Origin of the sequence: Klebsiella sp. CN_Kp097 (genome assembly GCF_040064495.1) — a bacterium.
In the GTDB taxonomy this organism is placed as follows: domain Bacteria; phylum Pseudomonadota; class Gammaproteobacteria; order Enterobacterales; family Enterobacteriaceae; genus Klebsiella; species Klebsiella aerogenes.
The window spans coordinates 148,270-162,568 of the sequence record NZ_JBEAIL010000006.1 but is presented as its reverse complement, the minus strand read 5'-3'; the positions used below and the strand labels follow the sequence as shown (position 1 = coordinate 162,568).

Annotated in this window: 9 protein-coding genes; 3 read left to right on the top strand and 6 right to left on the bottom strand. The window is 57.6% G+C overall.

From position 1 onward, the window contains the following. Nucleotides 1-131: 131 nt before the first annotated feature. The 6 genes from bcsC to bcsR are packed head-to-tail and all read right to left on the bottom strand — an operon-like array spanning nucleotide 132 to nucleotide 10,629. Nucleotides 132-3,617: a cellulose synthase complex outer membrane protein BcsC gene (gene bcsC / locus ABLV07_RS09300; protein WP_348853502.1), complete on the bottom strand. Its 3,486-nt coding sequence runs from the start codon at nucleotides 3,615-3,617 to the stop codon at nucleotides 132-134. Then, nucleotides 3,599-4,705, bottom strand: a complete 1,107-nt coding sequence (bcsZ, locus tag ABLV07_RS09295) for a cellulose synthase complex periplasmic endoglucanase BcsZ (protein WP_015369241.1) — start codon at nucleotides 4,703-4,705, stop codon at nucleotides 3,599-3,601. Before bcsZ ends, bcsC begins: the two co-directional genes overlap by 19 nt. 6 nt (nucleotides 4,706-4,711) lie before the next feature. Next, nucleotides 4,712-7,066 (bottom strand): cellulose biosynthesis cyclic di-GMP-binding regulatory protein BcsB, encoded by a 2,355-nt coding sequence (gene bcsB, locus ABLV07_RS09290; RefSeq protein ID WP_348853501.1) that lies wholly within the window; start codon nucleotides 7,064-7,066, stop codon nucleotides 4,712-4,714. 10 nt (nucleotides 7,067-7,076) lie between these two features. Further along, nucleotides 7,077-9,695: a UDP-forming cellulose synthase catalytic subunit gene (bcsA, locus tag ABLV07_RS09285; protein ID WP_015369239.1), complete on the bottom strand. Its 2,619-nt coding sequence runs from the start codon at nucleotides 9,693-9,695 to the stop codon at nucleotides 7,077-7,079. Further along, complete coding sequence (bcsQ, locus tag ABLV07_RS09280; RefSeq protein WP_015369238.1) at nucleotides 9,692-10,429, bottom strand: cellulose biosynthesis protein BcsQ; 738 nt, start codon at nucleotides 10,427-10,429, stop codon at nucleotides 9,692-9,694. The genes bcsA and bcsQ overlap by 4 nt, the downstream gene beginning before the upstream one ends. Nucleotides 10,430-10,440: 11 nt before the next feature. After that, nucleotides 10,441-10,629, bottom strand: coding sequence for a cellulose biosynthesis protein BcsR (gene bcsR, locus ABLV07_RS09275; RefSeq protein ID WP_032713103.1), 189 nt, complete (start codon nucleotides 10,627-10,629; stop codon nucleotides 10,441-10,443). Between the two features lie 168 nt (nucleotides 10,630-10,797). Here bcsR and bcsE point away from each other — a divergent pair, with 168 nt between their 5' ends. Genes bcsE through bcsG form a run of 3 tightly spaced genes read left to right on the top strand, consistent with a single transcriptional unit; the run spans nucleotide 10,798 to nucleotide 14,224 of the window. Then, entirely contained in the window at nucleotides 10,798-12,354 is a 1,557-nt protein-coding gene (gene bcsE / locus ABLV07_RS09270; protein WP_015703761.1) for a cellulose biosynthesis protein BcsE, read from the top strand. Continuing rightward, nucleotides 12,351-12,548, top strand: a complete 198-nt coding sequence (gene bcsF / locus ABLV07_RS09265; RefSeq protein WP_015369235.1) for a cellulose biosynthesis protein BcsF — start codon at nucleotides 12,351-12,353, stop codon at nucleotides 12,546-12,548. Before bcsE ends, bcsF begins: the two co-directional genes overlap by 4 nt. Beyond that, nucleotides 12,545-14,224, top strand: a complete 1,680-nt coding sequence (gene bcsG / locus ABLV07_RS09260) for a cellulose biosynthesis protein BcsG (RefSeq protein WP_157195145.1) — start codon at nucleotides 12,545-12,547, stop codon at nucleotides 14,222-14,224. The genes bcsF and bcsG overlap by 4 nt, the downstream gene beginning before the upstream one ends. Nucleotides 14,225-14,299 lie beyond the last annotated feature (75 nt).

Sequence of the window (14,299 nt, the reverse complement as noted above, 5' to 3'; positions counted from 1 at the left end):
TGATTATATACGCAAATTGTTCGCTCTCGCCCGCAAGACAGGTTCTTCCCGAAAGCGGCGGGCGAGGTACGGCGAGTATACGCGAACAGCGAGGTGGATTGGCGATTAGCCGTAGAAATCAGGCTAATCTGCTACCAATCCGCATAAGGCACCAACGGCTGCGGCGGCATATCCATGTCGCCCTGCCAACCGGCAGCTGAATAGCGCACGTACAGCAGCGCGTGGCTCGGGGTGTAATCTTTCGCCTGCTGAATATCCACAGCCGCGCCGACAAACCAGTTGCCGGTGACTCGCCGTTCCACCAGCGCCCGTGCGGTATAACCGAAGCCCTGGCTGCTGCCGCCCTCTTCTTTTAGCTGGCTGGCTTCGTAGCGATACTGCGACGGAATCAAATTCAGCAACGGATAGCGCGCCTGAGTTTGCGTGCGCGAATGGGACCACGACACCGACCCGCCGAGTTCCCACGACCAGTTTTCGGTACGCTGACGCCAGATGACCGGCACCGAGAAGGAGAGATACTCCTGCGGGCTGTAGTAACCGCCCTGGCCCAGCGTGTAACCGCTGAGGTCTTTGTCGTAGTGCCAGATCATATTGGTCAGGCCGACGGTCACCCGGCGATTATTTTCATTGATCGCTTTATAGTAGTAACCGGTCATCCAGCGTACGCGCCAGTTGTCCTCGACATTTTTGCCGGTGAGTTGATCGGCACCCAGCGATGACCAGATGCCGTTAGCCTCGCCTTTATCGTAGCTCAGGCTGATGCCGCCGCCGGCAGCGCGGACGCCGCCCCAGGTAGTACCGGTATGGCCGTCGTTAGGATTATCTTTTTGCCCGCCGAAGGAGAGCAGCGAGCTGGAAATGGGTCGCCGGTGGACGTTGACGGTATAGCCGACCGGGCCGGCATCGCCGCTGTAACTCAGTCCGCCCACGACATCCACCACGTTAAAGCCCATCGGCGTGGTGCCGATATCGCCGCTCCAGGTGTCGTTCTTCCAGCCAACCGCTACGCTGGCGCCGCCATCGCTCTGATTTTTACTGCCGCCATAGCAGCTAATTTCACCACAGGTTCCCCAACTCGGCGAATAACCGCCATCGCTATTCGTGGAAAATGTCCCGGCGTTCATATTCACCACATCGGTACGGAAGAACATCCGCCCGTCATACAGCGGCGCGTCTACCTGCAGCATGGTGGTGTGCGCTTTGAGGTCTGAATAACCGCCGGTACCGCTCGATCCCCAATAGTCGTGCTCAAGGGTAACGTTAAGATCCTGTTGGCGATAAAGATCGGCGGCGTCGCTGCGGATCCCGCGCTTCAGCCAGTCATCCTGGCTATCGTTGCGGGTCAGGCGGGTAAAGGTGTCATTATCCTGCGGGCGAACGCGGGTCACGCCCGAGGCCACCATCGCATCTTTATAGCTTTCCAGGGCCTGCTGTGGTTGATCGGTTTGCGTCTGGAAGCGCGCGGCATCACGCAGCACCAGCGCGCTTTCAATCGACGGCGGCTGGCTTTTCGCCTGCGGCACGATGCGGTCGAATATTTGTTGCGCGCCCGCGGTATCGTCAAATCCGGCGCGGGCCAGCGCTACCCGCCGTTGCATGTTAATCGATTCCGTATCCGCATCCTTCAACTGCGCGACCTGCGCGCGGGCGGCGTTTTTATCACCCTCGGCAAGATAAACTTCCGCCAGGCCAAGGCGCGCATCGCCATTATCAGCCTGCTGGCTCAGCACCCGATGGTACTGGGCTATCGCCTCTGCGCTATCGCCGCGCTGCTGCGCCCAATCCGCCAACGCCAGATCGTAGCGGATCGATTCCGGCTGCTGTTTAATCAAGGCAATGGCCTGCGCTTCCTGCCCGCTATCGTGAAGTTGGTTGGCCTCGCGCATCACTTTGTCGCTTTGCAGACGCCCTTCCAGTTCACGAATATTATCGGTCCACTGTCCGCGCGGCAGCGCGTTAATTTGCGCCAGCGCCATATCATCCTGATTATTACCGGACAAATAGAGGCCGTAGGCGTAAACCCGTTCGGCATCGCCCGGCTTGCGGTTGGCCATGTTACGCATCAGCGCGTCCGCTTCCGGCCGCTGGCCGGCGCTGACCAGATCTTTCGCCAACCGATAGGTTATCCACACGCTTTCAGGATCCAGAGCCAGACGCCGCCGCTGCACCTCCGCGGCCTGCGCCCAACTGCCCTGGCTTTCCAGCGCTTCGGCCTGTTTTTCCAGCCGATCGTTGGTAAGACTGCGTTCGATATCATCAATACTGCGCCGCTGGCTGGCGGGGAGGCTGGCAATATAGGCGCTGGCTTTTTCCGGCGATTCACGACGATAAACATTCGCCAGACCGCGTACGGCGAGATTATTGTCGCGATCCATGCGTAACGCCTGGCGATAGTAGCGTTCGGCGGCGGCGTCATCTTTGCGCGCCGCGGCGACATCGCCTAACCCCAGAACCGCGTAGCTGTCGGTGTTATCCACCCGCTGCGCCTGGGCGTACGCATTTTGCGCCTGCGCCAGTTGGCCTGCTTTCAGCGCGTTATCGCCCTGTTTAATCAACAACCAATAGCGGTTGGTCTTCAGCAAACTGTCCCACTTATCGCGATTCGGGCTTTTCGGATCCATCGCGATCGCTTTATTAAGCTGCGCCACCGCCCGCGCCCGATCGCCGCGCTGTGAGTAGGCGGCGCCCAGCGCGCCGACGGCATCGCTATCGCGGGCATCGGCGCGTACCGCCTGCTGCAGATCGGCCACCGCCTGCGCCGCATTCCCGGATTTCACCGCCGCCAGCCCTTCGCTTTTGGCGAGGAAGGCTGGGTCTTGCAGTTGAGTTTGCTGCTGCGCCAGCAACACCCGGGCGTTAGCGGCAGCGGAACCGGCGGGGAACTGGAGCAGGAATCGCTGTAGTGCCTGAACGCTGCCTCTGCTGACCGGCATACTTTTAATTTCGCCGAGCCACATATCAGCCGCAATTCCGCGGCCTGAGGCCGAACGCGCCATCTGTTCCAGATAGGCGAAGCCTTCCTGCGGCTTGTTATCTGAAAACATCAGCTTCGCCAGCGAGGTCAATAACGTGACGTTATCCGGGGTTGTGGCATTAAGTTTTTTCAGCTGGCTGACGCCTTCGCTATGGCGAGCGGGCAATCGCGCCACCAGCGTCCAGTATTCGATAGCGGCTTCGGTATCCGTTGGGACGCCGCCGAAGAGCTTTTCATAGGCGGCGACGGCTTCATCGACTTTCCCGGCAACGCCGAGCAATCGCGCCTGCTGCAACGCCTGGCGACCGCTACCGGTACTGATCTTCATCTCGTTACGCGTCGCTTGTAGCGCCGACGATTCCGGAGCCAGCTTTGCCAGCAGATCGAGTTGCTTTTGCGCGCCGGCGGTGTCGCCCTGGCGCAGAAGATAGCGCGTCCGCGCGGCAAGATAATCGGGGTTATTCGGGTCGATCAGTTCCAGCCGATAGAGTGACTGACGCACCAGGTCCTCACGACTGCTGGCCTCGCCAAGACGCACTTGTTCCAGCAGATGCTGCTGCGCAGGGGTATTCTCCGCCTGCGCCAGCGGCAACAGGCCAAGGCCGACAGACAGCGTGATGAAGCTTAGTGAGAACTTGCGCATGCCTGGTTCCAGTCAGGTTGTAATTCGCCACCCGCGGCGAAACGAAAACGATGTTGATCCCACCCCTGGCCGAACAGCGTCAGCACCGCGCTGTAGTAGGCGTCCGCGTCGGGATAATGATCGGCGACCCGTTGGCGTTGTAGCGCGCGGGCGTCGTCATCTTGTAAAAACGGCAGCATGGCGGCGGAGAAGCCAACCGGCCCCTCGCCAGTCGTTTTCCCGCTGGCGATATTGGTTTTTTCCGGCGGTAATCCCTGTTTGATCGTCTGAACCGCCATCGGTTTGAAACGCGCCAATAGCGGCGCTTTTTGTTTATCGGCGTTATTGAGCATGCCGACCCACAGATAGACGCGGATAGCGTCATAGCTGCCAATAATCGGTTTATCGGTTTTCAACTGCCAGCCGCTACCTTTCTCATAGCGCACCCAGTCCGGCGAGAAGCCTTTTGGCGCCGTTTCCAGCAGCAGTCGCAGATTGCTGTCGCGGATCTTCGGCCACGGCGCGCCAAAGCGGGTAAAGTAGGTGGCGAGCTGCGGCGGCAGATAACTTGGATTAAAGCGCCAGCCCTTGTCGTCCGCGAAACCAACTTTCCCCGGCAGTACCGACGGCCCGAGCCCCGGAACATCAGCGACTTCTTCATCGGCAATCCGCGCCAGCAGCGCTTTTCCTACCTCAGTATAGTTATCAACCTTCCACAGGCGTCCGGCTTCCAGCAGCGCCCAGGCAATCCACAAATCAGAATCCGCAGCTGAATTGCTGTCCAGCACCGTCCATTCATCCTCGCTCTTTTTCCCCCATAGCCATCCCGGCAGATGGGCGCGCAGATCGCCCTGCGCCAGGTTGTTCTGCGTCCACTGGAACAGCTTATCGAAGCCCTGGCGATCGTTGGCCGCGAGAGCGAAGAACAGCGCGTAGCTTTGCCCTTCGGAGGTGGTGATTTTGCGCGCATCGCTGGGGTCGATGACCCGCCCTTCGGCACTGACATACGCTTTTTTAAACTGCTCCCAGGCGGGCCACTGGCAGGCGGCGCTAACCTGCCCCGCCGCCAGCATCAATACCGAGAGAAGTACCCCACGAAATGCGTTCATCAGCAATTACTCATCATCAGGATCAAGACGGCGACGGCTGAGAATACGCAGCATGCGCCACAGCACCCACGCCAGCAGCACAATGCTGACGGCCGCCAGAATCGCCAACAGTATCGGATGGCTGGAGAGCGCAAACCAGATGCGCTCGAACCACGGCAGATGGCCGACATAATAGATATCGCCAACCCGCAGACTATTGACGCCGGATTCGCGAATCACCGCCACCGAACCGAACATCGCCGCCCGTTTGCCGCTGTCATTTAAGGCGTTTGTAAGCAGCTCGTTGCCGCGTGGGCTATCGGCCATCAGGGCGATCACGCTGCGCTGGTCGTTGTATGGCGACTGGAAGCCGATAATCGCCGCCATTGGCCCGGAAGAGGTGATGTCGGTTCGCGTATGCGGCGTGCGGGCGTCATCGTCCGGGTAGATGCTGGCCAGGTCATAGTGACGCATCGGCGTTTTCACCCAGCTTTTGGTCGCCTCAACCAACAGATTGATTTTGCTATCGTCTTTCAGCGATGGCGGAATAGCGCCAATCAGCATCAGGTCGGCATCTTTGCCCTTAATCTGGTTGCCGTCATCGGTCATCTGCAAGTTGATAGCCGCCAGCCCGCTCTGCGCGCCGATGCCGCCTACCGCCTGCAGTAGCGTCTCCACCTGGCCCGCATCAGGCGTTTTCGGCACCACGATTAGCGTCTGAGAGAGATCGGCCATGCGGGTATACGGGAAACCGGCGTTGGCGAAGACGCGCAGATCCAGCATCGCCAGGAAGTGGTAATACTTCGAAAAATCGATGGTGGAGTCATCGCCGATGACCACGTGATTCTGCACCGGCTGGAAGGTAATGCAGTTATCGATGTTGCCGCCAGGCATCGGGTTCATGTACTGGAAATCGAAGCGCAGCTGGTTCATCGCGCCCAGGCGCAGCGCGGGTATGGTCACCTGGTTCTGGCCGTCCAGTAACCCCTGCAGCACCGGCAGGCGTAAAATCAGCTTATTCACATCCTGCGAGCTATTGAGGCTGAACGACTGCAGGAACTGATCGTTTAGGCTGATATCCATCCGCGAGCTATCTTTGATCGGCGGCATGGTATAGCGATACTTCAGGTCCATATCGATACCGTTAGCGCGCAGCAGATACAGATCCGGCGGCAGATTCAGCGCCACGTTAATCGAATCTGGCACCAGGCCGCTTGATTGCAGTTGCTGTTCATAGGTTTTCAGCTCGCCGAAAGTCACCGGCCTGTCGGTACGAACCCAGTTCGGCGCGTCATAGGGCTGGCGGGCCTTCAACTCTTTCACGCCATCCACGACGACACTATCGCCGCGGAACAAAATATTCCCCTGGGCAATGCCCTTGGCCGCCAACAGCAGGTCTTGATCGTTGCGACCGAAGATCACCAGCAGCTTGACGTACGGGTTGCTCGGGTGGTTGACCATTTCGATAGTCGGCGCTTTCACCGGCGGATGGTCGCGCAGAAAGTCCGGACGCTTATCGTTGGTCGCGAAGATGATAGCGTTACGTTCCGGTATCTCATTGAAGTGGACCGGGAACTGCTGGCCGCGCCAGCCAGCCTTGCTGCCAAACCAGGAGGCGACAATCGCCGCCGCCTGCTGTTGTATGACGTCAGGCGCAGCAGCAAAAACCATCGGCAACGTCAGCGGACGGTTGTCGCGCGAGTCGTAGAACGGCACCGGGAAGTGGGAGAGATCGTTACGGACCTGCAGCGACTGATAGGTTAAATCCAGCGAGCTCTCACGACCGATATCAAGCCACAACGTACTGCTCGCCGGGTTTTCGCAAACGTCGCGATAGTGGCCGACGAACTCCAGCCGCACGCGGTTAAAATCGGTGATATACAGCGGATCGACGGGGATCTGGGCGCTCACTTTTTTACCCAGTTGCTCTTTGGTGACCGGCAGTACGCCCATCAGCTCGTCGTTGAGATAAACCTTCAGTTGCGACTGCACCGGCAGCAGCGATGGCGACGGCGTGTAGTCAAGATTGAGCAGCGCTTTGGCGACCACCTCATCGCTGCGCATACCGAACTCTACGGCGCCCTCAGGATGCGAACCGCGCAGCACCATGCTCCCCGGCGGCGGCGCGATTTGCGCAAAAGTCAGCTTCACATCGCGAGAGGGAATGTTGTCCGCTACCACCACCGGTGCGGCAGGATCGATAACCGTCGCCGTTGGCTGGCCATCGTTAATGACCGGCGCTGATTGAACAGCTCCCGCTGTCGCTGGAGCTCCGGCAACCACGGCCTCCGGCGACGTCGCCGGAGCCGAAAATGTTGCGAAGGGGTACCAACTGCTCATTCCCACCGCCACTGCACAAATCAAGGAAAGTTTTCTTTTCATCGCATTATCATCATTGTTGAGCCATTGCCGGTTCTGCCGAAAGCACCGCCGCAGCGCGTTCGGGACGGCGCGGTAAAAACGATACAATCCAGGCCACCAGCGAGGTGAGCGAGCGGAAAATAACCTTCACCGACGGCGGCGAGAACTCCGCCAGGTGACGATATCCACGGAACCCCAGCTTGAGGATATCCAGCAGGCTTTCCATCGGCTTATCTTCCGGGAAGCTATCCTGCCAAAGCGCCCACGTATCAGCGCGGGCAAACGTACACTGCACAAAATCAATATGTTGCTGGTTTGTCAGCGGCAGCAATTGCAGACCGACTTCGCCGCCGTTCACCCGCGCGACGCGTACCGGGAAGTCATATTCTTGCTGTCCGCGTTTGAGCAGCAGATTCACGTGTTGCCCTTCCAGTACCCGCGCTTCACCGTGAATTTTTATCCCCAGGCCGCCGTCCGAGTAGTCATGAACGGTACAGGAGAACAGGTGGCCATCCGGGCGGGCAATCGCCGCCGGCATCGACATCTCTACGCGGTGCGAACGCCGCACCTGTTTGCTCTCCACCGACACCGCCACGGCGCCGCCGAGGATGATTAAGTTATAAAACACCCAGATGATACTGACCCAGACGGTTAAAATTTCGTTTTCGGGCCCGTACATAAAGCGCCAGATGCCGACCGCCACGCCCACCAGATTGAGCAACACCAGATAAATATAGGGGCGGGAGATAACCCAATCGACATACTCATCCTTCACCAGTCCGCCTTTGGCGGTGACGTTAAACTTGCCTTTATGCGGGTTAATCAGCGCGACGAAGGTCGGCGGCGCGATATACCAGGCCAACACCGTTTCGTAGATTTCACTCCAGAAGGAGTGGCGGTACTTGCCCTGGATCTTCGAGTTGGTCAGGCTGGCATGAATCATATGCGGCAGCACGAACAAGGCGATCATCAGCGCCGGCGCATAGATGATATAGGCGTGTAGCAGCAGGAAGGCCAGCGGCGCGGTGAGGAAGATAAGCCGCGGTATACCGGACAAAAAGTGCAGCATCGCGTTGACGTAGCAGATACGCTGCGCCAGCTTCAACCCTTTACCGAATAAGGGGTTGTCGAGACGGAAAATCTGCACCATCCCGCGCGCCCAGCGAATACGCTGGCCGATATGCGCCGACAAGCTTTCCGTCGCCAGCCCCGCCGCCTGCGGGATGCGCATATAGGCGGAGGTGTGGCCACGACGATGCAGGCGCAGTGAAGTGTGAGCATCCTCGGTGACCGTCTCAACGGCGATACCGCCGATTTCATCCAGCGGGCCGCGGCGAATTACCGCGCAGGAGCCGCAGAAAAAGGTCGCATCCCACATGTCGTTGCCGTCCTGCACCAGGCCGTAAAACAGCGTCCCTTCATTTGGCGTTTTACGAAAACGGCCCAGGTTGCGTTCGAACGGATCCGGCGAGAAGAAGTGGTGCGGCGTCTGCATCATCGCCAGCTTTTTATCCTTCAGGAACCACCCCATAGTCATCTGCAGAAACGAGCGGGTGGGCACGTGGTCACAGTCGAAAATAGAGACGAACTCGCCTTTCGCATACTTCAGCGCATTGTTGATATTACCGGCCTTGGCATGTTCGTGGCTGGTACGCGCGATGTAATGTACGCCGACATCTTTCGCGAACTGGCGAAACTCTTCGCGCCCGCCGTCATCAAGGATCCAGATATTGAGCTTATCCTTCGGCCAGTCGATACCCTGCGAAGCGTAGATGGTATTTTTCACCACGCTGAGATCTTCGTTGTAGGTCGGGACGAAGATATCCACCGTCGGCCATTCGTTCATATCTTCCGGTAGCGGCACCGGCTGGCGATTCAGCGGCCACACCACCTGGAAATAGCCCAGTACCAGCACAATCCAGGCGTAGGTTTCGGCAAACAGCAAAATCAGCCCGCACACCAGGCTGACCGGATCGTTCCAGTTCAGCGTGGAGGTATAGCGCCACCAGATATAGCGACAAGAAACGGTCAATGACAACACGATCAACATCAGGGCGGAGAAACGCCCCGGAATACGCCGCACCAGCAGCGCGACGCCCCACAGTAACAGCAGGAAGATAAACTGCGACAGCGGGTTAAACGGCTGGGTGATACACAACAGCGCCAGAATCAGCGAGAAGAAGGTAATGGTGCCAAGCACCAGCCGCCGCAGCTGCGGATGCAGATGTTCAAGCTCTTTTTGCTTATCGAGGTGGCCGGTACGGGTGTTGACCTTCTCCGGTAATTTTTCCAGCCACTGCGCGTAGCGCCCGTGAACCCCTTCCAGCGCCGCCAGCGAGCGCCAGTTTATTTTTTTATCCGCTTCCGGCACCCGGGTCGCCAGCAGCCAGAGCGACTGCAGCAAATAGCGCAGCGGATCTAACGGGCGTGGGCGATGCGGATTAATATGCGGAAAATAGTCGCCATGGTGTTCGCGAATAGCTTGCCAGCGCGGCGTCTCAAGCGGCATGAATGCCCACGCCAGCGACGCCCACAGGCAACCGAGAAAAGCCGAAAGCACCGACGCGCCATGCTGACGATAGTCATCATAACGTTCACTCAAGCGCTCGCCCACCGGCGGCGCCAGCAGCAACGTACTCAGGCGGATCATGCCGCCCCCTCCCTGGCATAGTGCAGCAGGCACCAGTTGGCCAGCGTCAGCACCTCTTCCGCCGCCAGCGAATCCTGGCGGTATTCGCCAAGAGGCTGTTTCGCCGCCAGACACTCCGCCATCGCTTCATCGCGGTGAATCGTGACCGGCAAAATACGCCGCTGGCTTTCCAGCCACAGTTGATAGAGATCTTCCTGCAGCTGGCTGCCGACGCGCAGGTCGTTAATCAAAATATCCGCGTTGGCAGGCAGCGCCTGCTGATGCAGACGTATATGACTGTTACCGTCGGGGTGCACAACCTGCAGCGCACGATCGCAGACGCTCAGCAGTTCGCGGGTAAGCGGAGAGTAGCCTTCCGGAATATCAAGCAGCAGCCAGCGGTGGCTCCCCTGCTGATCGAGCAATTTGATTTGCGCTGCGATGGGTTCCAGGGTCGGACTCAGTTTATCAACGTGCTCGCGTTCGCCGGGGGTCAGGCGGCCAAACGGCAGAAGATCGATATGCGCGGTGTAGCGCAGTCCGGCGTCGCGCCAGTCGCGACCGTCAATCAACGAGCGCGCCCAGCCGTTGTGATGGTCGAAATCAACGTTGAAAAAAAAGCGCAGCATATTGTCCGGGCTGGCATCGACCACCAGCACCGTTTCGCCGAGCAGCTGTAGCGCCCAGGCCAGTGCGGCGGTAATGGAGGTGGTGCCTACGCCGCCGCGTATGCCTTGTAATCCCAGAATCGCCATCGACGGCTTCCTTACTTTTTCTCTGCTAATTCGGCCAACAGCGGCCAGCGTTGCAACGCCGCGGCGAGCTGTTCGCGTCGGGAAATATCGTGGTAATCAATATCCGGCAGGGAAAATGCCCGGCTTAATGCCAGGAAATCATTTTGGAAGGTATATCCCAGCGTCGCATCGCCAGGTACCGCAAGGTCTTTTTCCGGCATTTCTCTGTCCATTCGAAAAACACATTATAAAACCAGGAAGTGTAAACCGCTCATCCCTAAAATTACGTGTACATGCTAAAACTGATGTCCTTTAATTTCAATGTTAGGTTTACTCTCACGCTTTCGCTAGTAAACTAATCATTGTAAATAGGGCGCGCGAGGGACATCGTGGATATTGTATATACGTTGGGTATTTCATCGTTATGGGACGAAGTATGCCATATGCCCGTTGGCGGGGTGTGGTGGCTTAATGTCGACCGCTATGCCGACGCCGTCAGCCTGATGAATCAAACGCTGGAAAGCCAGGCGCAGGACAGCAAAGTCGCCGCCGTAGTGATGGGCAAAAACCCTAAAGAAGTCATGTCATTAAAAAAAGATCGCGGCCCTAATAAAATCGCATTATTCACCATGCCCGATCGCCCGGAAGGCCTGAGGGAGTTGCACCGCGACCTACTTTGTTCGATGGAACCTGGCAATTATTTATTTATTCTGCTATGTACAGAAAATTCCTGGCAAAATATAAAAACAGAAGAATTACTCCGTTGGGTAGAAAAATCGAATCGATGGGCCAAATACCATAACTGCTCTCTTATGATACTTAATTCTGCTAACGATACCGACAAACAACTTTCCCCGTTATTACGCCAGTATCGAGCCCTTTCCGGGCTGGCGAGCATTCGTTATCAGGGCGATAGCCATCTATTTGATATCGCATGGTGGGGCAGTGAGAAAGGTATTAGCGCGCAGCAACAGTTGGTTATTTTACACGATGATGAGGGCTGGCGACTGGCGCAAAACGAAGAAGCGGTGGTACAGCCGCGCAGCGACGAAAAAATCGTCCTCAGTAATTTGCGCGTGCTGGAAGGGGCCCCCGCGCTTTCCGAATACTGGACGCTGTTCGAAACCAATGATGCCGTCTTTGAAGCCGGTCGTACCGCGCAAGCGGCCACCCTGCTATTTTCCATCACCCAGAACGAACAAATAGAGCAGCTCGGCCGCTATATCCATACCCTGCGTCGCCAGCGCGGCAGCGCCCTAAAAATCGTGGTACGTGAACAAACGCCGAGCCTGCGCGCCACCGATGAACGCTTGCTGCTAAGCAGCGGCGCCAACATGGTGATCCCCTGCAGCGCCGGGCTTTCACGCTGCCTGACGCTCATTGAAAGCGTGCAAAAGCAGAAATTTACTCGCCACGTTCCGGAAGACTTCAACACGCTGTTGACCTGGAGCCGGCCGCTTAAACTTCGCGGCTATCAAAAGTGGGACGCCTTCTGTGAAGCGGTCGGCAATATCATGGCCAACACGCTGCTGCCACCGGATAGCAAAGGGGTGATGGTGGCGTTACGCCCTGCGCCGGGGCTACGCGTCGAACAGGCATTAACCCTGTGTAAACCCAACCGCATGGGCGATATCGTGACGATCGGCAATAATCGATTAGTGCTGTTCTTATCGTTTTGCCGGGTAAATGACCTCGACACCGCATTAAACCATATCTTCCCATTACCGACCGGAGACATTTTCTCTAACCGTATGATTTGGTTTGAAGACAAGCAAATTTCAGCGGAAATCCTGTTGATGCGGGGCCTCTCCCCGGACAACTGGAACACCCCGCTGCCAATTACCATAGGCAAAAACGAAGCCCTTAACGTTAAGCACGATGGGCGCCAGTGGCGGCGAATCCCGGAACCCTGGCGGCTCTCCACCGACGGAGAACCGCGGTCATGATGTCTATCGCCGATATCATTCAGCTGATCGTATTGTGCGCCCTGCTGTTTTTCCCGCTGGGATATCTAACGCGCCATTATCAGCGCCGTATTCGCACGACTTTGCGTTTGATGTTCTTTAAACCCCGTTATGTGAAACCAGCCGGCGTGCTGCGCCGGGATAATGCGACCAGGCAGGGCAAACTGAAAAAATGACCAAAGCAAAAACTACCGCTACGCCGCTTCCGCTATGGCAGTACTGGCGCGGCCTGTCTGGCTGGAACTTCTATTTTCTGGTGAAGTTTGCCCTGCTGTGGGCGGGGTACCTGAACTTCCATCCGATGCTTAACCTGGTGTTCCTCGCCTTTCTGCTGGTGCCGATCCCCCGAGAAAAACTGCACCGGGTACGCCACTGGATAGCGATTCCGCTCGGCTTTGCCCTGTTCTGGCATGATACCTGGTTACCGGGTCCGGAAAGCATCATGAGCCAGGGTTCGCAAATTGCCGGTTTCAGCGCCGATTACATCTGGGATCTGATCACCCGCTTTATTAACTGGAATATGGTCGGCGCCTTCTTTGTGCTGCTGGTGCTGTGGCTATTCATCAGCCAGTGGCTACGCGTTACCGTATTTGTTTCGGCTATCATGGTCTGGCTGGTTATCAGCCCGCTGCTGCCCTCCTTCACCTTATGGCCTGCCGGTCAGCCGACCACGGCAGCGGCCACGCCGGCGGCAACAACCGGTGGAACCACAACAGCCGCGGCATCCACCAGCGCTGCCGCCAGCGGCGATATCCCGCCGCAGACCGAACCGCCAACCTCGGCTAACCTCAGCAACTGGCTGAAAACTTTCTATGCTGCTGAACAGAAAAGAAAAACGTCATTCCCCGCTCAGCTTCCTGAGGATGCGCAGCCATTCGATCTGCTGGTGATCAACATCTGTTCCCTGTCATGGTCGGACATCGAGGCTGCCGGGCTGATGGATCACCCGCTGTGGAAACATTTCGATATTGTCTTCAAAAACTTCAACTCCGCGACCTCCTACAGCGGCCCGGCAGCGGTTCGCCTGCTGCGCGCCAGCTGCGGCCAGCTATCTCATAACAACCTGTATCAGCCATCGGGCAGCGAGTGCTATCTGTTCGAAAATCTGGCGAAACTGGGCTTTACCCAACAGCTGATGCTGGGGCATAACGGCGTATTCGGCGACTTCCTCAAAGAGGTTCGCTCACTCGGCGGCATGCAAAGTCCATTGATGGATCAGAGCGGTTTGCCGGTTATCCTGCAAGGCTTCGACGGATCGCCTGTTTACGACGACCAGGCGACGCTCGATCGCTGGCTACAGTCTACCGAGAAGCTCAACACGCCGCGTACCGCGACCTTCTACAACACGCTGCCGCTGCACGATGGCAACCATTATCCCGGCCAAAGCAAAACAGCCGACTATAAAGCTCGCGCGCAGAAATTCTTTGATGAGCTGGACGCCTTCTTCACCGAACTGGAAAAATCGGGGCGTAAAGTGATGGTGGTGGTGGTGCCGGAACACGGCGCCGCGCTGAAGGGGGATAAGATGCAGGTTTCCGGGCTGCGCGATATCCCAAGCCCATCGATTACCAACGTCCCTGCGGCGGTGAAATTCTTCGGCATGAAGGCGCCGCACCAGGGCGCTGCGGTGGAAATAACTCAGCCTTCCAGCTACCTCGCGGTTTCTGAACTGGTGGTGCGCGCCCTGGACGGCAAGATGTTTACCGAAGATAACGTCAACTGGCAGCAGTACACCGCTAACCTGCCGCAGACCGCGGCGGTATCGGAAAACTCCAACGCTATTGTCATTCAGTATCAAGACAAACCCTACGTGCAGCTCAACGGCGGCAGTTGGGTGCCATATCCGCAGTAAAGACGAAAAAGGCCGCAGGAGGATTCCTGCGGCCTGTTCGGGCGCAAATTGCCAACGCAGCAGACTCACGCCCGC

What these genes read in the sequence shown, in the direction of transcription:
- bcsG (WP_157195145.1), top strand. Translation starts at nt 12,545, where the DNA reads ATGACCAAAGCAAAAACTACCGCTACGCCGCTTCCGCTATGGCAGTAC.
- bcsB (WP_348853501.1), bottom strand. Translation starts at nt 7,066, where the DNA reads ATGAAAAGAAAACTTTCCTTGATTTGTGCAGTGGCGGTGGGAATGAGC.
- bcsZ (WP_015369241.1), bottom strand. Translation starts at nt 4,705, where the DNA reads ATGAACGCATTTCGTGGGGTACTTCTCTCGGTATTGATGCTGGCGGCG.
- bcsA (WP_015369239.1), bottom strand. Translation starts at nt 9,695, where the DNA reads ATGATCCGCCTGAGTACGTTGCTGCTGGCGCCGCCGGTGGGCGAGCGC.
- bcsQ (WP_015369238.1), bottom strand. Translation starts at nt 10,429, where the DNA reads ATGGCGATTCTGGGATTACAAGGCATACGCGGCGGCGTAGGCACCACC.
- bcsC (WP_348853502.1), bottom strand. Translation starts at nt 3,617, where the DNA reads ATGCGCAAGTTCTCACTAAGCTTCATCACGCTGTCTGTCGGCCTTGGC.
- bcsF (WP_015369235.1), top strand. Translation starts at nt 12,351, where the DNA reads ATGATGTCTATCGCCGATATCATTCAGCTGATCGTATTGTGCGCCCTG.
- bcsR (WP_032713103.1), bottom strand. Translation starts at nt 10,629, where the DNA reads ATGCCGGAAAAAGACCTTGCGGTACCTGGCGATGCGACGCTGGGATAT.